Genomic DNA, 22,165 nt, shown 5'->3' with positions numbered 1-22,165 from the left:
GTCAGTCATCTAGACAAACGTCTAGTCTCTACGCCACCTCGAACCGTGCCGATCGCACGGCCCCGGCCGCGACGGCGAGAACGGCGTAGCAGGCAAGCACTGCCATGCCCGCTGATACGGACGCCGGGGCGCCCCCCATGGCCAGATTGACAAGGGATCCGCCGATCGCGGCATCGTTGGCGGCACCGGGCAGCACCTGCACTGCCCACTGATATCCCAGCGTCGAAAGCGCGAGCCGGGCCAGCGGCTCGAGCAACTGGGTCACCGCGAGAGCGCCGACGATTGCGATGAGCGACGAACGTATGAGCGAACCGAGGCCCACCCCCAAGACAGCCCATAGGGAGAACGTGACGGTGATGAGAAACACCCGCGAATCAATGAAGACGTCCCCCGAAGATGCGCTTCCGCTCACGCGAAGTCCGGCCGACGTGCCAACCGCACCGCCCACTGCGGTGAGGACGCCGAGCGCCGCGCCATAACCAGCCGCCACGATTACCTTCGATGCGTAGATACGGGTGCGTGACGGCTCTCCGATCAATGTGACGGCAAGAGTCCGATGGGCGACATCGGACGTGTAGATGAGGACTCCCACGCCGAGCGGAACCACGTAACCCACTGACCCCAGGAGGTTGGCAGCCGCGAGGAGATGGTCGGGCGAGTCGAGATTCATCGGCGAACGGGAGGAAAGTCCGACGACGAACAGGAGTGCGGCAGTAGCAGCCAAGGCCGCGAGCGGGACGATCCCTCCCGCCAACCACCACAGTTTGAGGCTGAGGAACTTGCGAGTCTCCGTCCTGAGGATGGCAGCGAATCTCATTGCGCCACCGCCATGCTGGTGGTCGTCCGAGCCATGAACGCTGCTTCGAGATCCGCCGGCGACACCACAGCTTCACCATGGTCGATTCCATGATCTCGGAGAGCGCGCGCTACCTCTCGAGGGCTCGCGGCCACCCAGGTGCGTCCGTCAGGCAACGGCTGTACAGCGGCGACTCGAGTAAGCAGCGCCTCGATCGCGCGGCGACGAGGCCCCTCCGCAATCGCGACGGCCGTGCGATCGACGATCAAGTCGTCCCGTTCTCCTGCGAACACGACGCGACCATGATGGAGCAGCACCACGTCCTCCACCACCCGGTCCAGCTCGGCCAGCATATGGCTCGAGACCAGCACCCCAGTACCAGCAGCGGCGAGGGCGGTCATGGTGTTGCGCAACCAGGTGATCCCGATGGGGTCCAGCCCGTTTGCGGGCTCATCAAGAACGAGTACGCGCGGCGAGCCCAGCAGCGCCGCCGCGAGCGCGAGCCGCTGCCGCATTCCGAGGGAGAAGCCTCGCACGGGACGACGCGACTGCTCGGCGAGTCCCACCATCTCGAGCACCTCATCAACCCGTTTGTCGTCCGCCCGCACCAACGGGGCGATCATCCGCAGATGATTGCGGCACGTTCGCCCCGGAGCAAATCCCGCGTTGTCAATGGACGCACCGATGATCGTTCCGGGGCGATCAAGATCCGCGATGGGCCGCCCCAGGATGTGGGCGTACCCGACCTCGGCACGTTGCAGACCGAGGAGTATCCGGAGGGTGGTCGTCTTCCCCGATCCATTGGGACCGAGGAGCCCCGTGACCCGCCCCGCGACGGCCTCGAAAGAGACGCCGCTCACCGCCGTGACGGCTCCGAACCTCTTCGTCGCGTGATGCACCTGAACTACCGACGCTTCTTTCATGCGGGATCCCTTCTGTGCGCTACTGCGTCAACATGAACGTCCACCTGTGCTCGCACCAGATCCTGATAGGGCCCTGCAACGGCGATGAGTTCGTCATGCGACCCCTGCTGTACGATCCGCCCATCATCGATGACGACCACGCGGTCGGCACGGGCGATGGTCGACAGACGGTGGGCGATGATCACCTGTGTGCACGCGATTGCTTCGAGGGCGGCCGATACCTTTGCTTCGCTCACCGTGTCGAGAGCACTCGTGGCTTCGTCCAAGACCAGCAGGCGCGGATTTCGCATCAGTGCTCGTGCGAGCGCTATCCGCTGACGCTGCCCGCCGGAGAGGCCGCTGCCGGTTTCCGTCACAAGGGTGTGGTATCCGAGCGGCATGCGGTCGACATCCTTGTCGAGCGCAGCTGCGGCGGCGGCCAATTCGACCTGTTCCATCCGCACGGACGCCGCGCCGAAGTCGATGTTCTCGGCGATCGAGCGGTTGCTCAGCTTCACCTCCTGCGGCACCCACGCGACGATGTCATGCAGCGATTCAGCGGAGATCTCCGAGAGGTCACGCCCGTCGATGCGAATGGCACCTGAGTCAGGTCGATGCAAGCCGAGCATGAGCTGGGCGATTGTGGACTTCCCTGAGCCGGTTCGCCCGACGATCGCGACTTTTTCCCCCGAAGCCACCGACAACGTGATCTCGGAAACGGCGGGAGTTTGCGAACCCGGATAGGCGAATGTGACGTTTTCGAGGGTGACCGAGCCCTCCAAGCGCACCGTGGCGTCCCCGAACACATCGTCTCGCGGGTGTTCCAGAATGTCTGACACCCGCGAGACATACATGCTCACTTGTGACAGCTGCATCGTCGTCATGCTGAGCGACTGCACGGCCCCCAGTCCTGTTGCGGTCAGCGTCTGCATGGCGATCACCGTGCCGAGCGAGGCCGCTGAGTTGTCCGCGAGGGAGATGCCGTAGAGCAGCAGGAGGAACGGTCCGAACAGCTGGACGGCACCTGTTACAGCGGCCACCGCCCCCTGAACGTTCATCCGACGTCGCATGGCGGAGATCGCCCTCTCGAACTCCTTTTGCCATCCGTCGAGGAAGGAATCCGTCACCCCGCCCACACGAAGCACATCGATCGACGCAACGGCCTCCATCTGCATGCCCGTGGAAACCGCGTTGGCCGAGATCTCGCGCTCTGTCAGTCGGCGAGTAGCCCGAGAGCCGAGCAATGTGGCAAGCGCCATGATCAGCAGCAACCCGACCACCATGACCGCCAGGCTCCACGATCGTGAGAAAGCGAACACGAGGATGACGGCGAGCGTTCCGGTATCGAGAATCAATGAGGTGAGGTGGCCCGACAGCGTGTCGCGGACCACCGTGAGCGACGACAGCCGATACATCAGCTCCCCCCGTGAGCGCGTCCCGAAGAACGAGAAAGGGAGAGTGAGGAGGGTGCCAAACACGGAAGAGGTGAGTTTCATGCCGAGGCGCGAGACGATACGGCTCGTCACCCACGAACGTGCGACGGAGAGCATGAGATATGCGGCCACGCCCATGCACAGCCCGACGACGATCGACGATGCATGCGTATCGCGCATGGTCGTGTCGATGATCCTCTCGGTGGCCAGCGGCAAAGCGAGCGTGAGTGCATAGAGCATCGCAGACAAGGCGAGTACGCCTGCCACCGCCGCGCGCGACTGACTCATCATCTTGAGGAGCACGAGCCATGTACGACCCCGAGGCCCGACTCTGCGCAGGTATCCGGGACCGGGCTGCGAAGTGAGGATGACTCCGGAGAAGTGGGACGCGAATTCGTCCCGGGTGAGGGTCCGCCTGCCTGCGGCAGGATCCAGTACATACCAGCGCCCCCGCTTGACCTTGTCAAGCACGACCATGTGTTGCGCGTCCCAATAGGCGATCGCGGGGAGCGGCACCGAAGACGCTGCGCCCACGCCGGCGCGATAGACCCGCACGCGCATTCCCCGCTCTGTGAGAATGCGCGACAGGTCCGCCATCGACAACCCGTCTCGGCCGGTTGCCGTCTCCGCGCGCAGTGGGCCGATCTGGCGCGGCGAGCCGTGCGCGGCCAGCATCATGGCGCAGCAGCAGAGCCCGCATTCGGTCTGCAGGAACTGAGATACGAGGGGAGTCCGGTTCCGTCTGATGCGCGACGTCTCGGTGCTCATCGGATCACGCCCAGCATGAGTACGGGCACAGCACCCGCCATGACAGCCTCCACAGCGCCCCACCCGCCGGTTCCCAGCATGAAGGAGCTGTGCCGGGGTGCTCCGAAAAGCCCGGTGCGCCATTGACCACTATGAATCGCGACGCGTCCCAGCGCGAACGACTCTTCGGCTGCTTCATGCAGACCGGTGTCGTCGAGTGCGTCCGCGACTGAGCGAAGCGCGATTGCCTCTCCCCCGAGGCCGTGACAGATGCTGATGTCCGCGGGCCCATCCGTACGACGCTTCCACAGACGGCGTCGTACTTGCTGGATGCTCTCGAGTGCTACATCCGGTCTATCGGTACACCGCAGAGCGTCCGCGAGCGCGACGAGCACACCTGGATACCCTTTGCACCAGCTATGAGCAGCACCGGGGTCCAGCACAGTGCCAGCGCGAGGAGTGATCGCCAGCACAAGTCGGCCGATCACCGCCCGGAGCCGTTCATCACCGCCGAGGAGGCGGTCTGCGGCGGCGAGCGCGCTGATGTAGCCTGCCATGCCGTGTGCCAGCCCGGGATCCCGCTGGTCGAGCAGCCCGTCTTCGTGTGCGTCGAGGAACTGGTGCATGCAACTTCGCAACTGCGTGGGATCGATCGCTTCCGATGGATATCGCGCGAGGGCTGCGAGGTAGCTGCCGAAGCCGCCGAGGAAGTCGAAGCCGGCGAGGTCAGCGCGAGCGATCGGCGGGATAGCCGCGACAGGAAGCTTCCGCGGCGCCACCTCGACGCCCGCGCGATGCAGATCCCACAGGGTGGCCTCTTCGGAGACAGCGCCGATGAACGCCGACGCCAACGCTGGTGTCTCCAGTCCCGTGCTTGGCAGATGGCGCACAGCCGCGGGCACAGCGGTCATCACCTCTGGGATGGTTCGGTCGCTCTGATGCACGGCGGAGACCATGGTCCCGCCTCCCTCGTAGAGCGCCAGCGTCACGGGCGCCATGCGCAGCCCATCGCCGATACCGACCGCCGTCAGCCAGCTTCTCCCGTCGCTGCCCACGACGTGGTGTTCAGCGGCGGGGATCGCGCGTGCGGGGAATCGAGCCGAACGTCGCCGTGTGCGATGCTCGCCTACCCAGACGTCATCCGTTGACGTCTCCAGTGCGAGGTCGATCTCTGCCAGATCGACGGCCAACGGCCTCTCCAACCACCGTTTCAGGTGGATGGTCATCGACGACATCGGGCTGCGTACGCGGGCGATCTGCCGGAGGAAACTGCCATCATCCGCCATGAGGTCACCCCGATGTGTCGCGGAGAAATAAGGGATGTCCAGGTCGATGAGCGCATCGACATCCGCGTCGAGAAGCCGCTCTTGCTCAGGTGAATCGAGAGGGAGGACGCAAGGTCCCAGCCGCTGCAGGAGACTTCGACGGTCTGCCGTGTCGCTCAGGTAGTGAGGGTGCGTAGATGCCTCAAGAAAGCGCGCATACACCCGAGTGGGGCGCGGCACCACACGAACAGCAGCGGGCGCGGACCGTGCGATGACGGCGCACAGTTCTCGTCGCCGCTCAGCAATCACCGCCCGCATCCGCGAGTATCCCTCCATGAGCGCCGCTCGATGGTCGCGAGGGTCGAACCTGTTGCCGATCGCGTCGCTCACCGCATGCCCGATCGCCAGCTCCACGTCACCTTCTTCGAATCCGATGTCTTCGGTTCCCGCACCCGAGACGCGTGTGCCGCGCACGATCAGGACGCGGCCACGTTTGCCTGATCCGAGTGCCGAAATATCGAGGTTGAAGGACGCGCCCAGGAAACGAAACGGCAGCAGCATCGAGCGCAACGGGCTGTGTTGCAGAGACCGCATGAGCACTTGATGCGCTGTGCCGGGAAGCTCGTCGGGGACGATACTCGTAAATGTCTCGACATCGACCACCATCGGCCCGTCGCGCGTGGCCAGCACATTCTCGTGGTGAAGATCTGTCACGCCCAGAGCGGCAGCGAGCGCGGTGAGCGCACCGAACCGTCGAAAGTACACGTGCGCGCTGTTCGAATCGAAGGTGGACTGACGAGCCAGGCGATACCAGGTCCCGGCATTCGTTCGCGCCAGCACCTCAGGCACAAGAGGACCAAGCAGGTCTCCGTCGAGATCCAGGACCTCTCGTACCTGGAGGAAGAAGTCGGATGCCTCAGAGGCGCTCGGCTTGAACACCACCCGACCGCCGTCGGTGTCGACGAACAGCACGCCCCGACCGCTGCGATGAGTGTCGCTGCCGCTGTGCTCGATTCGACGTACACGCGCCAGCCCCAGAGCAGTCCGCTGTGCGTGCGGTATGGCGCGCAGGCTTTCGAGGCACTCGTCGAGCGCGCGTTCCCTGCGCTCGACGAGGAGCGTGCGCAGACGGGAGAGCTCCGGGTACGCGTCGAGTATCGACTGACGCCCCGCCGAAGTCGAGACATGCGCCTCGTGCTCTTCGTACGTGGTTCCTGCGGCGTCGTGCTCCGTCACGAACGTGGTGATGAGAGTGCGAATGCTCAGCGCGTCGAGCGCATCGACGAGATCGTGCAGATGCTGACCGATGACACCGTCCACGTCAACGATATCCGGCGCGCTGGTGCGGGCGAAGACTGACCGCAGGTTCTTCTCCGACTGCTCCAGCAGATCAGCGTGAAATCCCGGGAACCGTCCGGCCAGATGGCTCGTCGCTGCAGCCAGGATGGTTGCCTCCCGCGGGTGCGGCGGAGCGCTCGGATCGATCAGAGTCATCCTCGTTCCTTCCCTGTGCCGTGTGGGCACCCCGTCGCTACGAGGTGCCCACACGGGTCAGCATCGACTGGTGCACGCTCCGGTCGGGCAGAATCCCGGGAGGGCTGCCGACGCTGCGATCGTGAGTCCGATGACTCCACACGGAACGGTCGTCGTACCTCCTGCTTCGACGCTCTGCTCCTGTGCAGACATCTGGACCAGCTCGTCTTCGGCGATGAAGCCGGTGCGAGCGGTGAGCACGTTCGACATGATCAACCTGCTTTCTTCTTCTTGTGCTCCACAGCCCTCTTGGGCGGGAGGTCGGCGAGCCCGAGCAAGCTCGGCATGATCGAGGGATGGCCTGCGCGCATGACCGCCCATGCGGTGCCTGCGGCGCCCACCATCACGGAGTTGACGAAGCCATAGCGATTCCGTCGCTGCCTGCGCGCGTTCTCCGCGGATCGCGAGACCAGGGCGGTGAGCGAGGCCATCTGATCGATCAATGGCGTGCCCTTGATCGACAGGGTCGGTAGCTGACCCACGACGCTGGTGAGCACGTCGAGAGAGCCGGCATCGCCATGGCACAGCGTCGGGTTGTTGCCGAAACCTCGTTCACAGACATGTTGCGCCAGAGACTGCACTTCGCTCTCGTCAGCGAGGGCGCGGTCCACCTCACGCGCCTGGAGCAGGGCCAACATCACTCCGGTTGCTCCGTGGCACCATGCCACGGATTCCTGCCGGTCTTCCGCGACGAAGGTGCGGGGAACCCTGCCGCCACGGATCGTCTCGCGTACTCGGTCGAGCATCTCGACCCCCCGCCGTCGCAGACGCTCGTCATTGCACACGGTGCTGGCACGCAAGAGAACGATCGCCGCACCTGCAGCCCCGTGCGCATAGCCCGTGTATGCCTGGTCCCACGCGACGTCGTCGATAGCCCGGAGCGCGCGTTCCGAAAGGCGTTCGATCGCTGAGCCAGCGCGTTCTTCATCTGCGACTGCCACCGCTGCGGCCAACGCACCCGCGATGCCTCCGACGAAGTCCCATGATTGACGCGGGTCCTCGGCCGCGCGGACAAGCAACGACAACATGGCTTCACGATCCACCGGAAGTCTGTCGGCGCCGAGGTATCGAGAGGCAAGTGCGAGCGAATAGACGGTGCTCCCCGCACCGGTCAGCCCGCCGGCCGCTGGGTCGACGCCCCCCAACGCCCCTCTGGTCAGCTGGTCTGACAAGGGCCGCAGTACGGCGGCCGCCGACTCGGCAAAGCCCTCATCGCCGAAGACCACGGATCCTGCCGCAAGGACGAGTGCTATTCCCGGTGCACCCCCGTACACGTCGTACCCCAGGCTTCCAGGGCGCCACTGCGATTGATCAGGCACAGTGACGCTGGGATCGATCCACGTCGCAGGAAACCGCGACGTGGTACCGCGTATCATCTCGTCGGCAAGTCGCGCCAATCGGTGGCGTGTCGAGTCCAGCGGGTCTTTGTGTGCCACCTCACCGGGGGTGGTGCGATCGTCGTCCTTGTCCAGCGAACTGACGAACGCAAGATCGATGAACCGCAGTTGTCGCCCCCGATCCTCGTTCATTCGGGGGACGTACTCGCGCACGTGGTGCAGGGGAGAACGACCGCCGAACGGAATCGCCAGCCGTTCGCCTGCGACGTGGGTGACGAGGACGCTATCCTCGACCGCGCAGGTGAATACGGGAATGTCTCCCCGCGCGAGTTGCCGCGCTTCCGCGACGGAGAGTTCCCCTGAGCCTGGTCGGCCGTCCCGAAGGACGACGCGAGCCAGCACGGCCGCTCGAAGATGTGGGTCCGCGAGAGCATCCGGGTGGTAAGACATCGTCAGAAGCTGCCGGTATGTCACGGTGGGAGCCGGGACGACACGGACGGTCGTTCGCGAGAGATACCGTCCGACAGCGCGCAGGAAGGAATCCGAGTCTGCGGCGATGGCTCGCGCCAGTCGGTCGAAGCCCCGACGCACGCCGTCTCGCTGCCGATGCGTTGGAAGATCGTCCAAAGCTCGAGTCGGAGCCGCGGTCGATGCCGTTCCGAACTGGAGCGATGTCCCCACGCCAGGCGAGACCGTGACGGCGCGATAGGGACTTCGCTGGCCGGCGCGGTATCCGAGGAATCCGACGTCGAATCCCCGCGCGGCGGCCGGATCACCGATGAGGGTCGGCAACAACCCGATACCCAACACAGAATCAGCAATGCGGACCGCAGCCGCACGTGAAGCGGACCCCGCTGCGTAGTCGGACGCGGCGTCCACGATCGGGGTGAGAAGAGTCTCCGCGTCGACCACGATCGGTCCACGCTCACTGAGAATGATGTTCTCGTAATGCATGTCGCAAGCGCGCAGGGCATGCAGAAGTGCAAGCAGTCGTCCGATCGCCTCGCAATCCGCCTCGGGCTGCTGACTGTGCTCGGAGGTCCGAATGAACTCGGCATAGCCGTAGGTACCGCGGTCGATGGTTCGAGCCGCATGGAGACCTGTCCCCAGCCGCTCGTTCATCCACCGGATGAGATGAGCGAATCCCACATCACACGCGAGAGATCGCGGTTTGTAGACGATGTGCGTCCCATCCGTGAACGCGATGATCGCGACGGCGCGACCGTCAGCGTGAGTGTCCCCCGCACCGAGATGCAGTCCGGCGATGGCACTGTCAGGATCGAAATCAGGGGCGATGTCGGAAAGCATCGGGCGATCGGCTGCCACGCGGAGAAGCATCTCTCGGATCGCTGACTCCGCGCATCGAATCCGGTTGGCCGCAATCGCGAAGGCGCGGGGATGCGCGGTCAGGGCGTCCGACAACGAGTGCGAAACCAGCACTCTTCCCAGTACGTCTGCTGCTTCAAAGCGCAGATGGCCGAGGACGGCGTCCATGACGGCGCGCTGGCCGGCCACGATCTCCAACGCCGCGATCCCCTCGATATCGGCGATGGCACGGACGACGTGGGTCACGGCCATCCCGAGGTCGATGATCGGGTCATCGCTGAGGCCTGCGCGCATTGCCGCAAGATCAGTGGGACTGAGCGAAGGATCCATCTCGACCAGAATCGCCTGCGCCACGGTGAGGGCTTGTGCCCGTTCGGCATCTGTTGCTCGGGGCAGCGCGAGCGCGATCATGTCAGGGGAAATCGCATCCACGACTGTTCTGTTCATGACTCTCGTTCCAGTTCGGAACCGGCGCGCACGGGTGCGCGCCGGTCACCAATCAGCAGTTGGTCTGACACTCCACGGTGGCGGTGCAGAACTCACCGTTGTTTCCCAGAGCCCAGCTCAGGCCGTAACAGCCCAAACTGGTCACGGTTGTGGTCCAACCCTGTCCGCCGCTGACTCGCGTCTGATCCTGCTCCGCGATTTCTTCGACGAGAGAGACAGTCGTCTGTGACATGCGTTCTTCTCCTTCACTCTCGGTCCCCGCGCACCCCTTCGGCGCTGCGTACGGAACCATCTCCGGATGAAGGTACGAACACCCCCGAGAAGGAAGAAAGCGACGAACGTCCGAGGACGTGGACGTTCGGGAAGAGCCGATGGACTTTCGTCGCCGAGCGCCTGTCGCCGGACGGACGCTGACGACAGAGTGTCCAAGCGGGTAAGGCGGGGAACGGCTCAGGCGAGCGGCAGCTCGACTGAGGTGCACCAGGTATCGCCGTCCCGGCCGGAACGGAAAGTGCCACCCAGCTGCTCTGCTCGCTCCTGCATGCGAACGGTGCCGTACCCGCCGGAAGGCAGCGGAGCGAGGTCGTGGTTCAGGCGCATCCGGCTGGTAACCGTCATCGTCACCGTCTGATCCGCACAGTCGATGTGTAGGTCCACGGGACCGGGAGATCCGTGTTTGAGCACGTTCGTCGTGCTCTCGCGGAGCACACGAGCGAGGGCGCCGGAGATGAGGCGAGAAATGCGCGGGTCGGTCGGGTCGCCGGTGACAGAAAGGGGCATCCCGACGGCCAACAGTTCGCGGCTGGCGTCGGCGATCGCGCCGGGCAGCCCCGCCGGACTCGCCAACTCGTCGGCATCCCTCAGTTCGGTGGTGCCGACGACCCGACGAAGGTCTGTCAACGCCTTACGAGCCGCATCTCCAATCGCTACGATCGACGCCGCGCGCGTCTCGTCGTCCCGGGCGTACTCGACGGCGCGGGCATGCATGGCGATGACGGTGAGGTCATGGCCGATAACGTCGTGCAGATCGTCTGCGATGCGCTGACGCTCCGTCTTGCGCACCTCAAGTCGTGCCAGATCGCGGTCACGCAGGGAAGAGCGCAAACGTCTTTCCCTCGCGAATGCGAGCCGGGAGACCATCCCGACAGCGCTGCAGGCTGCGGTGATGAGCAATACGGTGCCGAGCGCCGCGGGATCGACCGCCGCGAGCTCAGCGCTCGCGAGGCCGAACGTGACGAGCATGCCAAGTGCGAACACTGCGATCATTCCGCCCGATCCCGTACGAATGACCAGACCGACGACGATGGACAACGTCATCGCCGTCACCTGTGCGGCATGGACCGCGAGGCCGATCGGGACCAGTGCCAACACCGCGAGCGCAGCGACTCGCGGCCACCGCACGAACAACAGACAGGCTGCTGTAATGCCCCCTTCGAAGATGGCCGACGCCGCGTTCGTCTCCGTCGCCCAGAACGGTCGCACAATGTCGTAGATGAGCAAACCGACAACGACTGCGATCAACGCAATACGCTCTGAGCGGCTGAGCCGCACGCCGCGACTCAGGGGACCGAGCCGGAAAGCCGTCAGGTCTTCTGTTCGTTCGCCTTTCGACATGCCCACATTCAAGCGCACCTCAGGCGCTGATGTCAGGCAGGGCGCTCAGGGACACAACCCGAGGAACTTGCAGAGGTCCCCGAGACCGCCGTCGAGTGCGAAGTACTGAGCAAGGAGAGATGTAAGCGTCGTGAGCATGGTCGTTCCCGTCTTCTGTCGAACCCCTGTGGGGATCTCGCGATCTTCTCGCATCGGAGACCGCGACCCTTCCGACTTTCGGCCAATCATCTGGCCATTCGTCGATGTGCCCTCGTCGCGGCAATTCTATGCTGTGGGTGTGAGCAATATCCGGATCCTGGTGGTCGACGACGACGCACTGGTCAGACGCGCGCTCGTCACCTTCCTGTCGAGCCCGAGCGATATGGAAGTGATCGGCGAGGCGAGCAACGGGGCGGAAGCCGTGGAGGCGGTTGCACGGGAGCATCCCGACGTCGTGGTGATGGATCTCCAGATGCCCGTCATGGACGGCGTTGAGGCGATGGCGCGGATCACGACGGACTGGCCCGATGTGCGCGTCCTGGCTGTGACCACGTTCGGCACGATTGAACGAGTCCTTCCGGCCCTGCGCGCTGGCGCCTCGGGCTACCTGCTGAAAGATGCCGAGCCTGAGGACATTATCGCGGCCGCGCGTAGTGTTCTCGGCGGCGCAGCGATGCTCTCCGCGAGCATCACGGAGCTCCTGGTCAATTCCGTCCAGGCGGCCAGACAGCCGGTTGTGCAGCTCACCTCGGCTGAGGAGCTCTCTGGCCGTGAAGCAGACGTCGTACGCGAGCTAGGGCTCGGCAAATCGAATCAGGAGATCGCCCTCGCACTGCACGTTTCTGAAGGAACAATCAAAGCCCAGCTGTCCAGCATCATGATGAAGTGGGGCGCGAGGGACCGAGTGCAAGTGCTCATCCGGGCGGCGCGGGCAGGCCTCATCAGTTTCCAATAGCGGCACTGCTGCAGACCCCACGGGCAAGGACATCGACAACACGGCCGTCGCCCGTGCCGAAAGCCCCACCCACCCGGTCGAGTCGAACGAGGCCAGCACGAAGGTTCCGACCGTCGCGCCAGTCATCCCGATCGTAACTCCGTCGTCCGCGCCCAGCTCGCCCGGCAAACTCCCCACGACGGGTAGCGAGTCGCTGCTGATGCCGGGCGGTGTCCTCGCACTGCTGGTCCTCGTCGGCGGCACGCCGCTGCGGCGGTGTTCGGAGGCGAATGTTGGGTTCAACCGGCCGGAGCCGTACGAGGCTTGCGCTCAGCCCGCGTCGCGGGCGCGCAGCTTCTGATCCGCCTTCGCGAGTTCCTTCGCCCGATCCCGCTCCTTCCGGGCCGCGTTCTCCGCACGCTCCGCGTCGCGCACCCGCTGTTGAGCCGCCTTGCGCAGCAGCGTGGCAGCGTGCAGTTCCGCCTCGGCCACCGCGAGTGCCTCCTGCGCATTCAGCGGAGCCGTCGGTGTTGGAGAATCCTCGTCGCCCGCTGCGCCGAAGAACGTGTCCAATCCCGCCAGCAGCGCGCCGGCCGCGAACTCGCGAAACTCGGCGATCGCGCTCTCGGGCGAACCGGGTTCCGGATCACCGAAATACACCCCGCTCCGCACGAAAGCCACCGCATCCGGGAACCGCGCGGCCGTGGCCGCCTCCACGAGCAGCGCCCGCGTTTCGGCGGGCACCGGTTCCCCGTGCAGCACCTCTCGCTCGACCGCGGCATGCCCACGCGCGAAGGCGGACAGCAGCATGAGCACGGCCAGCTTCGCATCATCAGGCGCGGGAAGTCGGCGCATCGCCCGGAGTCCTCGATCGGCCACCTGGAGCTGACCGGGCATCAGGTGGATCTCCGGAGACAGCGGGGTCTCCAGCATCCAGGGGTGAGCGCGATACGCGTCGAGCAGCTCGAACAGGAAGGTCCGCAACCCGGCCCTCCAGTCGTCCGCTTCGACGGCTGTGTCCCGTGGCATGATCGCGGCGTCGAGCATCAGCCGGTACAGCTCGTCCTTGGTGGCGACATAGCGGTACAGCGCCATGGTCGTGAAGTCGAACCTCTGCGCCACGCGCTGCATGGTGACGGCGGCCAGCCCCTCGGCATCGGCGATCGTCACCGCCGCCTCCACGATGCGCTCCAGCGACAGTTCGCGCTTGGGACCGCGCTGCGGAGCGGCCGCCAGCCCCCACGCGAGTGCCAGCGTGCGCGAGATCTCCGAATCCGTCATCTCCACCTCCACTCCCCACGGTATTCGACGCGGAGACTTGACTCTTCGTTCATATTACTGTTTATTGTGCATACTGTTTACAACAAACACAGAAGGAGGAGCCATGACGGCGATCATCGAAGTCCGTCGACTTCGCAAGAGCTTCGGCGAGCACACCGTGCTCGCCGACCTGGACCTGGACATCACGGGAGGCATCTTCGCCCTGCTCGGGCCGAACGGCGCCGGCAAGACGACACTGGTCTCGATCCTGACTACGTTGCTTCGCCCGGACTCCGGCACAGCCCGCGTCTGCGGACACGACGTCGTTCGTGAGGCGGCACAGGTGCGTCGGATGATCGGTGCAACCGGTCAGTACGCGTCCGTGGATGATCAGCTCACCGCGCGCGAGAACCTCGGCATGATCGGTCGCCTGCTGGGACTCGGGCGCAGCCAGGCGCAGGAGCGCGCCGTGGCGATGCTCGATCGGTTCGACCTGTCCGCCGCGGCGGATCGGCGCGTCGCGGACTTCTCCGGCGGAATGCGGCGACGCGTGGACCTTGCGGCCTCGCTCATGCGCACCCCCGCTGTGCTGTTCCTCGACGAGCCGACCACCGGTCTCGACCCCGCCAGTCGCGCACAGATCTGGGACGATGTCGCGTCCCTCGCCGCCGAGGGCTGCACCGTACTCATGACCACGCAGATGCTGGACGAGGCCGAGCAGTTGGCCGACCGCGTGGCGATCATCGCGAACGGCGGGATTGTTGCCGACGGCACGGTCACCGAGCTTCTGGCACGCGTGGGTGAGGAGACCGTGACACTCGTTGATGATGCCGGACGGACCGTTCGCACCCTGTCCGCGACAGCCACGGCCGGCGGTCTGGCTGCTGCGCTGGCCGGGCTGACTCCCGAGGAGCGGGCGCTCCGCGTGGACGTTCGTCGTCCCACACTCGACGACGCGTTCCTCGCGCTGACCGATCAGCGGCCCGAGGCGGTGGCAGCATGACCGCGATCACCTTGGACCGAGTTCGGTCCGCTCATCCGGGCAGCGGCCCACTGTCCGCGAGCGCGGTCTTCGTGGGCAGGAGCCTGCGCCACAGCCTGCGCGACGGCGAGGGCCTGGTGCTCGCCATCGCCCTGCCGGTGATGTTGATGCTGATGTTCACGTACGTGTTCGGCGGCGCGATCGATCCCAGCGGCGGCTACCTGGACTTCGTGATCCCCGGGATCATCGTGCTGTGCTCCGGATACGGCGCCGCCTCGGTGGCTGTCTCCGTGAATCGCGATGTCACGGGCGGTGCGATGCAGCGCTTCCGCACGCTTCCAACCGTCGCGGCCGCGTGTCTGGTCGGCCACGTGGTCGCGAGCGTCCTGCGGAACCTGGTCGCCACGCTCGTCGTGCTGGGCGTGGGATTCCTGCTGGGATTCCGGCCCTCCGCGGGGCCCGCGGAATGGCTCGGCGTCGTGGGGATCGTGCTGGCCTGGATCATCGCGGTCACCGTGGTGTTCGCCGCGATCGGGCTGCTCGCCTCCAGCCCGGAAGCCGCCAACGGATACGGCTTCGCGGTGCTGTTCCTGCCGTACCTGTCCAACGCGTTTGTTCCGATCGACTCCCTGCCGTCCTGGCTCGCTCCGGTCGCCGCAGCACAGCCGGTGACTCCCATCGTGGACGCTATTCGCGCGCTGCTGTTGGGCACCGATCCCGGACTGCAGCCCCTGTGGGCGATCGTGTGGTGCGTGGGCATCGTCATCGTCGGCGGAGTGATTGTGGCGTGGCGGTTCCCGCGCCGCTGACGCACGACGGGGGTCGCGGATCATCGATCCGCGACCCCCGCGCCCCACTCAGATCGATGGACCTCCGAGCGGAGCACGCGTGGCGTAGACCGCGTCCTTCGCATCCAGCGAGATCAGGATCACCGGCGACGCGGCGGTGCCCGTCAGACTGTCCGGGGTGCCAGTCGCCGCGGTGCGCGCCTTGAACGACAGCGTGGTCCGACCGGCGGCCACCTCGGTCTTGGCCTCGCCCACCGACTGCGTTCCATCCCACAGGAACATCCGCGCCGTCCCTGACGCCGGAACGTCGACCTCCGCGGTGACGATTCCGAGCGCCACCGAGGAAGCCAGGATCCGCAGCGGGTTCGAGCCGGAGGGGAATCCGCCGAGCGGCACGCCGTCGATCGCCGACTGCAGGATCGACTGCGGCGACTCCACCGAGCGAGCGGCCGTATCGGGCAGGGTGGGCTCCTTCGGTTGGGCACCCGCATCGTCGATGCCGTCGAGGGTAACGATGCCCCAGCGCCACGGGTCGGCCCGCATTCCGGGGAATGTCGACCATCCGACACGATTCTGTGCCGCCTTGTTCTGCGTGTCGGAGTCGTTCACGACGATGTTGAACCCGACATGCTGGGGGTCGAGGTTGTCGGGCAGCACGGCGAACGGGATCTTCACCTCCAGGTCGTACCCGGTGTACGAGGCGGCATCAGTCGCCTCGACCACGGCGACCTCCATTCCGGGCGCCGTGACCTTCGCCTCGCCCTGCCAGTTGTCACGGTCACGTCCGACACCGGGGGCACCGGTGAAGGAGTCCATGGACGGCATGATGCCGCCGATGAAGGTATGCGCCGTGTTCGGTGCCGTGCCGCGCGGATCGACGTAGATCTCCACGGAGTCGGTTCGCCGCTGCCGCTTGTTGTCACTGGCGGGCAGGATCGTGCCGCGCACGTCGTCTTTCACCGCGATGAACAGATAGAAGTTGGCGTCATCGTGCGTGATCCACGTCAGCGCGCTGATGGATGGCGTCGTGCCGCCCAGGGGCTTACCGTCCCAGACGGTGTCGATCACGAGGGGTTCTCCGGGGTACTCTCCGTCGTGCCGCACGCCGTCGATGGTGGGCGGCGTGCTGGTGCGCGTGACAACATAAGTGGGGACGAGGTTCATCGTGACCGCCCGTTCCGCCGCCCCGGCACCGCTCGTGGCGGTGACCGTGACCGGCCACTCCCCCTTGTTCTCGGCGCGGTTCGCCGTGGGGATCGCGAGATCGTCGTTGCGCACCTCGAACAGGACGGACCCGGTCTTCCCGGCCGGCACCTCGGCGAACTTCTGCTCGTCCGGCTGGGCGGTGAACCCGCCCGGGAGGGTGAGACGCACTGTCCCCGACTGCGGCGCGTCGGAGAAGTTCTCCACTGTCACGGCGAGCTCGCGCGTGCGCCCTTGCCCCACGGCGAACAGCTCGGGAACCAGAACATCGAGATGCTTCATCCCGAGGGCGGCCGTCCACTCGCGGAAGCTGCGGATCTCCTCCAGCGGTTCGATTGTCGCCTCTACCGCGCCGGCGGCTCGCACCTGCGCGAAGGACATCCCCGACGCCGAGTTCGTTGTCAATGTGGCCTCGACGCGCACCTGAGTACCGGGTTCGTCATCGCCCGCGGTGACGGTGAACGCGGTCGTGTGAGCCTCGCCCGGCTTCAGCGCGGGCACCGACGCGGGCTTCGATGCGGTCCATCCCGCCGGCACCGACAGTTCGAGTTCGCTCGCATCCACTCCCAGATGTGAGGAGGCCGTCACGATGACCTCGACCTCCAGCGGCTCACCGGCTACCGCCTCGAACCGCTTCGGGCGCACGTCGATCAGCGTGCCGAGCGGGAGCCCACCCTCGATGGGCAGCGCGGCACCGCGCAGTGCGGCGTCACCGCCGGAGGCGGGATCCACGATCGGCGACCGGGAGTGGATCACTGTGAACCAGGAGGTGGGAATCTCCGCCGGGTCCGTGGGGCTCGCAGACATCTCCGCCCAGCCCTGTGTCACATAAGCCCACTTCGCGTTGTCGAGCATCTCCGACCACGGACGCGCATGCCGCTCGCTGCGGGTGCCGTTCCAGCAGCCGAACACCACGTCCGATGCCACCTGCGGTTGGTATCCGCTCGCAACCCCCTCGGGTCCGTTCTCACCCTTCCCGCTGGCACCGGCGCGCAGGATGCGCCGCGGCTGCCAGAGCGCGAAGCCCTCCTCAAGGTGTTCGGGGAAGCGCTTCTCATCACCGGCGGCGAGGTACGCCTCCACCGCGAACATCGCGGCCTGCTGGTGGTTGCCGTGGTTGCCTTCGACGGCGGACGGGTTCATCGTGACGATCACATCCGGTCGCGTGGCCCGCACCACGCGGACGATGCGCGCGAGCACGGCGTCGCCGCCCCAGACGTCACGCGAGAGCGGCGCACTGGCGGTGTAGTAGAAGTCGAGCCCGTCGAGATTGAACACACGGTCGACACCCGCGAAGCCGACGGCCTTGCGTTCCTCGGCCTCGCGCATGAGACCCAGCGGCGGCCCCTCTTCCAGACCGACCGCGTTTCCGCCACCCTCACCGCGGGTCACCGTGATGACGCCGATCTGCATGCCGTGGAACTCGTTCCACTGGCCGAAGACACCGAGGTTGCCTGCCTCGTCGTCGGGGTGGGCGCCGATAAACAGCACGTTGAGCTTGTGAGCACCGCCCGGCGCTGCCAGCGCGGCCTCCTCCGGCGTGAGCGTGCTCCCGGCCGACGCCGGCGTGCGGCCGACAAAGGTGCCGAGCCCGAAGGCGGCACCCGCGATTCCGATCGCACCGACCGACATCAGCACCGTGCGCCGGGTGACGCCCCGCCGCTGCGGTGAGTCGCTGGGTGAGACTCCCGGCGAATCCGTTGCTCCGGGGGAAGCATTGACCTCCATGGACGTGACCATCCTTCCGTCTGGGCGCACGACAATGTGGCGCCCTCGTAGTGGCTGCGAGAAAGACCCTCCGACTTTCGTTCCTTCGGAAAATATCGGGGCCGCTTCCATTCCATCGGCGGCACCCACGTTCGTCAACGCCGGAAAATAAGTCCTCGCTCCGCGCCGCGAACATCGCATCACCGGCCCCGCAGAATAGATGAATGGTCTCCGCCTTCACGCTCGTCACCGAGTGTCCGGTACCCGCACGCACGATGTTCGCGGCGTCGCTGGACATCGATCTGCACCTCGAGTCGATGCGCGATTCCGGGGAGACCGCGATCGCCGGCGTGCGCTCGGGGCGCATCGGACTGGGCGAAACGGTCACCTGGCGGGCACGCCACTTCGGGATCTGGTTCCGGATGACCTCTCAGATCACAGCCCTCGACGAACCCCACCGGTTCGTGGATCAGCAGGCAGCGGGTCCGTTCCGCTCCTTCGTGCACGAGCACCTGTTCGAGGACACCGCGGACGGCTGCCGGATGACCGACACGATCACTCTCGCGTCACCCGTGTTCGGGATCCTCGCGGAACGCCTGGTGCTGGTCCCGTACCTCCGCCGTCTCATCCGCAGCCGCAACGCCACTCTGCTGCACGCGGTGCGGTGAGCCGCGCGTCGTCTCGCTTGCTGTTCCTTTCCAGGAGAGTGTCGACGGCTGCGGGTCAGGCTGTGACGGGGCGGTTGATGGCTGCCATGTCGGGGGTCGTGAGCAGTTCGGCGTACGCCGCTGGGCTCATGGCATTGATCATGAGTCGCCCGGAGACGTCGGCTTTGACGTCTCCGGAGGCTGGCAGGTCATCACCCTGCTCGCAGCCGCAACAGCGGCCGCGCTCCTCGCGACAAGGATCAGCCGAGCCCGCTGAGGCACCGCCACGAGCGGGCCGCTGACGTGCCGCCACTCAGCGCACGTCACTGGCGCTGGTTGTTCACCCTCCGACTAGCGATCAGAATCACCGTGCCCATGGCCAGCAGGGCGAGCGCACCCGCGACCGGCGCCAAGCCAACTTCGGCACCGGTTCGAGGCAAGTTCACCGAGAACGATGCCGCAACCGAGGTTCTCGGTGCGCTGGGCGTCGCGGATGACGTCACTGCTGGCGACGTCACGGTCGGCTCCGGCGAGACTGTGGCGGTCGGCTCCGGAGAGGCGGTGGCGGTCGGCGTAGGCGTGGCGGACGGGGTCGGCGTGGCGGACGGGGTCGGCGTGGGCGTGGCGGACGGCGTAGGCGTGGGCGTGGCGGACGGGGTCGGGGTCGGCGTCGGCGTCGGGGTCGGCGTCGGCGTCGGCGTCGCTTCGACGTACGTCACTGTGCAGGGCCAACGCGACTCTCCATCGCACGGCGTGGACGGCATTGAGTATCTCGAGACGACGAATGCGTCCAGACGATCATCGCCGCGTTCTCCGTCAGGTTTCGCTGCCACCCGGAACTGCACAGTCACCGTCTCACCGGGCGGCAGCATCCCCGTGATGTAGACCCGCTGGTCGAGGCCCTCGAACGATTGCTCGATGATTCCCGACACAGCAAGCACATCTGACGACGCGTGGGGAAGCTCGGTGACGTCCCCGTCGTCCAATACACCCGTCAGCACTACGTCAGAATTCACCTTTCCGGGGACCGCTCCCGTGTTGCGGAATGTCACGGTGTACGTCGCCTCACCTCCGGCATTCACGGTCGAGCCCGAAGGCGGATCGACCGTGATCTCAGATTGCACCGCCCCCGCGATGTACTCCGTACAAGCGACACCAGCGTCTCCACACTGCGGGTTCACGGCGTCGGCGCGTGCGACAAGTGCCCGCAAGACGCTGTTGCCTCGCTCGTCGTCCGAGTTCACACCGACGTTGATGACAACCGTGGTGATATGGCGCGGCGCGGCCGTTCCCGTGATACGGACCTTGCCGTCATCGCTGGTCGAGATGGCAAGAGACGGAACGGGGGCGGTGATCGGCATCGACAGCGACGCGTCATCGATGACGTCCGACAAAACGACGGTGTAATCCACCGCCCCGTCGACCTCGTCGCCGTTGAAGATGTTGATCGAATACTGAATGAAGTCCATCGACTGTACGACCGTTCCCGTCGCGGGCAAGGCGCTCATTTCGACCCAGACCTTCGACGACGGCTCCGACGCTGCCATCGCTGCGCTTGTCGACGACAGCGTCGCCACGATGCCAATGATCGCGGCAACTCCGATCAACCCGACCCCACGTCCACGATTGCCGCTTATGCGACGCTCCGCCCGAGTCAACCTCGCGCGGAGACGCTCCAGCAGTGATCCCATGCTGCCTTCTTCTCCCCAGCGATCACACACCCCTTATGCGACCTGTGAAACAGCTGGACCACACTGTATGCCTGTGACGCCCCCAGCAACAGAGTGCTTCGGCACCAACGTCAGCCTGGCGTTCTCGAACTGATCAGTATCGTGGGGCGATGAGCATCACCTATGTCGAGACCGGCCCGGTCGACGATGCCGAGCTCAGTGGTCTGATCGACCTCGCCACGCTCGCTGGTCTACGCAAGCTCACGTAGGCTCCGACAGCGCTGAGGTGGATCACCCACGGACGGTTCTTATCGTCCAGCACAACAATGACGGGCGTGCTCCTTTCGAGAGGAGCACGCCCGTCATGTCTTGTGTCGGTTAGCGCTGGCTGTTCGCCCGGCGTCGTGCGATCAGGATGAACGCACCGATACCCAGCAGAGCAACCGCACCGATCAGCGGCGCCGGACCCACGTTCATACCCGTGGTCGGCAGACCCGTCGGACCCGTCGGCTTCACCGGCACGGTCGGAATACCCGGCGTGCTCGGCGTCGTCGTGGGAGTCGGGGTGGCCGTCGGAGTCGGGGTCGGGGTGGTCGTCGGCTGCTCCACCGTCACGGTCTGAGCCGCGTCGTTGATGTCCTCGTGCACCGCCACCGGAGTGGTCAGATCCGCAGACTCGAACAGCCTCTCGTACGCCACCAGAGCCTCACCAGCAAACCCGGCAGGAACCGTGAACACAACCTCCACCGAACCATCAGCCGTCAACGGCGTAAACGTCACGGTGCCGGTGATTCCCGTCGCAGAGCCGGTGCCCTTCAGCATCAGCTCACCCGTGATCGTGTACTCCGTGCCCACCGTCAGGTTCCGGTACGCCACGGTGTCAACCACCGCACCACCCGCAACGGGCAATACGTGGTCGCTATCGGCAGAGTCCACGAGGGACGTGCCGATCGCCGGCTCCTCCACCGTCGGAGGCGTGTCAACCGTCACGGTCTGAGCCGCGTCGTTGATGTCCTTGTGCTCAGCGATCGGCGTGCTCAGGTCAGAGGACTCGAACAGCGTCTCGTAGGCCACAAGCACCTCGCCACCGAAGCCAACCGGAACCGTGAACGTCACCGTTGTGGTGCCGTCCGCCGCGGTCGGGGTGAACGTGGTCGTGCCGGTGATTCCCGTCGCGGTGCCGTCACCCTTGAGCATCAGCTCACCGGTCACGGTGTACTCAGTACCGGGCGTGAGGTTCTGGTACGCGATCGTGTCGATCACCGTGCCACCATTCCAACCGAGCACATGGTCGCTATCGGCAGAGTCCACGAGGGACGTGCCGATCGCCGGCTCCTCCACCGTCGGAGGCGTGTCAACCGTCACGGTCTGAGCCGCGTCGTTGATGTCCTTATGCTCAGCGATCGGCGTGCCCATGTCAGCAGACTCGAACAGCGTCTCGTAGGCCACAAGCACCTCGCCACCGAAGCCAACCGGAACCGTGAACGTCACCGTTGTGGTGCCGTCCGCCGCGGTCGGGGTGAACGTGGTCGTGCCGGTGATTCCCGTCGCGGTGCCGTCACCCTTGAGCATCAGCTCACCGGTCACGGTGTACT

Annotated in this window: 16 protein-coding genes; 4 read left to right on the top strand and 12 right to left on the bottom strand. The window is 65.8% G+C overall.

The features are described from left to right. Positions 1 to 28 precede the first annotated feature (28 nt). The 8 genes from ACI3KU_RS02275 to ACI3KU_RS02240 form a co-directional block, all read right to left on the bottom strand. Positions 29 to 817 (bottom strand): hypothetical protein, encoded by a 789-nt coding sequence (locus tag ACI3KU_RS02275; RefSeq protein ID WP_404920664.1) that lies wholly within the window; start codon positions 815 to 817, stop codon positions 29 to 31. Then, positions 814 to 1,719 (bottom strand): ATP-binding cassette domain-containing protein, encoded by a 906-nt coding sequence (locus ACI3KU_RS02270; RefSeq protein ID WP_404920663.1) that lies wholly within the window; start codon positions 1,717 to 1,719, stop codon positions 814 to 816. The genes ACI3KU_RS02275 and ACI3KU_RS02270 overlap by 4 nt, the downstream gene beginning before the upstream one ends. Further along, positions 1,716 to 3,899 carry a peptidase domain-containing ABC transporter gene (locus ACI3KU_RS02265; protein ID WP_404920662.1) on the bottom strand — a complete coding sequence of 728 codons (2,184 nt, stop codon included), beginning with the start codon at positions 3,897 to 3,899 and terminating at the stop codon, positions 1,716 to 1,718. Before ACI3KU_RS02265 ends, ACI3KU_RS02270 begins: the two co-directional genes overlap by 4 nt. Beyond that, positions 3,896 to 6,637: a DUF4135 domain-containing protein gene (locus ACI3KU_RS02260; protein WP_404920661.1), complete on the bottom strand. Its 2,742-nt coding sequence runs from the start codon at positions 6,635 to 6,637 to the stop codon at positions 3,896 to 3,898. Before ACI3KU_RS02260 ends, ACI3KU_RS02265 begins: the two co-directional genes overlap by 4 nt. A 57-nt stretch (positions 6,638 to 6,694) precedes the next feature. Then, a complete protein-coding gene (locus tag ACI3KU_RS02255; protein WP_404920660.1) occupies positions 6,695 to 6,886 on the bottom strand; it encodes a class II lanthipeptide, LchA2/BrtA2 family in 192 nt (63 codons plus the stop codon). Between the two features lie 2 nt (positions 6,887 to 6,888). After that, positions 6,889 to 9,786, bottom strand: coding sequence for a type 2 lanthipeptide synthetase LanM (gene lanM, locus ACI3KU_RS02250; protein WP_404920659.1), 2,898 nt, complete (start codon positions 9,784 to 9,786; stop codon positions 6,889 to 6,891). 52 nt (positions 9,787 to 9,838) lie between these two features. After that, positions 9,839 to 10,018 carry a plantaricin C family lantibiotic gene (locus ACI3KU_RS02245; RefSeq protein WP_404920658.1) on the bottom strand — a complete coding sequence of 60 codons (180 nt, stop codon included), beginning with the start codon at positions 10,016 to 10,018 and terminating at the stop codon, positions 9,839 to 9,841. Between the two features lie 218 nt (positions 10,019 to 10,236). Then, positions 10,237 to 11,307: a sensor histidine kinase gene (locus ACI3KU_RS02240; protein WP_404920657.1), complete on the bottom strand. Its 1,071-nt coding sequence runs from the start codon at positions 11,305 to 11,307 to the stop codon at positions 10,237 to 10,239. Between the two features lie 370 nt (positions 11,308 to 11,677). Here ACI3KU_RS02240 and ACI3KU_RS02235 point away from each other — a divergent pair, with 370 nt between their 5' ends. After that, on the top strand, positions 11,678 to 12,334 hold the full coding sequence (locus ACI3KU_RS02235) for a response regulator (RefSeq protein ID WP_404920656.1): 657 nt from the start codon (positions 11,678 to 11,680) through the stop codon (positions 12,332 to 12,334). Positions 12,335 to 12,643: 309 nt separating this feature from the next. On the opposite strand, the gene ACI3KU_RS02230 is transcribed toward ACI3KU_RS02235, so the two are convergent. Beyond that, complete coding sequence (locus ACI3KU_RS02230) at positions 12,644 to 13,594, bottom strand: TetR/AcrR family transcriptional regulator (RefSeq protein ID WP_404920655.1); 951 nt, start codon at positions 13,592 to 13,594, stop codon at positions 12,644 to 12,646. Positions 13,595 to 13,697: 103 nt separating this feature from the next. On the opposite strand from ACI3KU_RS02230, the gene ACI3KU_RS02225 reads away from it, so the two are divergent. Beyond that, a complete protein-coding gene (locus ACI3KU_RS02225) occupies positions 13,698 to 14,576 on the top strand; it encodes an ABC transporter ATP-binding protein (protein ID WP_404920654.1) in 879 nt (292 codons plus the stop codon). Continuing rightward, entirely contained in the window at positions 14,573 to 15,364 is a 792-nt protein-coding gene (locus ACI3KU_RS02220) for an ABC transporter permease (protein ID WP_404920653.1), read from the top strand. Before ACI3KU_RS02225 ends, ACI3KU_RS02220 begins: the two co-directional genes overlap by 4 nt. Positions 15,365 to 15,412: 48 nt before the next feature. Here the strand turns inward: ACI3KU_RS02220 and ACI3KU_RS02215 are convergent, their stop codons facing one another. Next, positions 15,413 to 18,274, bottom strand: coding sequence for a PIG-L family deacetylase (locus ACI3KU_RS02215; RefSeq protein WP_404920652.1), 2,862 nt, complete (start codon positions 18,272 to 18,274; stop codon positions 15,413 to 15,415). Positions 18,275 to 18,477: 203 nt separating this feature from the next. Between ACI3KU_RS02215 and ACI3KU_RS02210 the strand changes: the two genes are divergently transcribed. Beyond that, positions 18,478 to 18,921 carry a cyclase gene (locus ACI3KU_RS02210; RefSeq protein WP_404920651.1) on the top strand — a complete coding sequence of 148 codons (444 nt, stop codon included), beginning with the start codon at positions 18,478 to 18,480 and terminating at the stop codon, positions 18,919 to 18,921. Between the two features lie 302 nt (positions 18,922 to 19,223). On the opposite strand, the gene ACI3KU_RS02205 is transcribed toward ACI3KU_RS02210, so the two are convergent. Further along, positions 19,224 to 20,408: a hypothetical protein gene (locus tag ACI3KU_RS02205; protein ID WP_404920650.1), complete on the bottom strand. Its 1,185-nt coding sequence runs from the start codon at positions 20,406 to 20,408 to the stop codon at positions 19,224 to 19,226. 540 nt (positions 20,409 to 20,948) lie between these two features. Beyond that, positions 20,949 to 22,165 (bottom strand): VaFE repeat-containing surface-anchored protein (locus ACI3KU_RS02200; protein WP_404920649.1); only part of this gene is annotated, 1,217 nt, incomplete at its 5' end.

This window comes from Microbacterium sp. ZW T5_56, from assembly GCF_044987425.1.
Classification (GTDB): Bacteria; Actinomycetota; Actinomycetes; order Actinomycetales; family Microbacteriaceae; genus Microbacterium.
The sequence above is the reverse complement of the archived record's forward strand: the minus strand, read 5'-3'. Positions and strand labels throughout refer to the sequence as shown.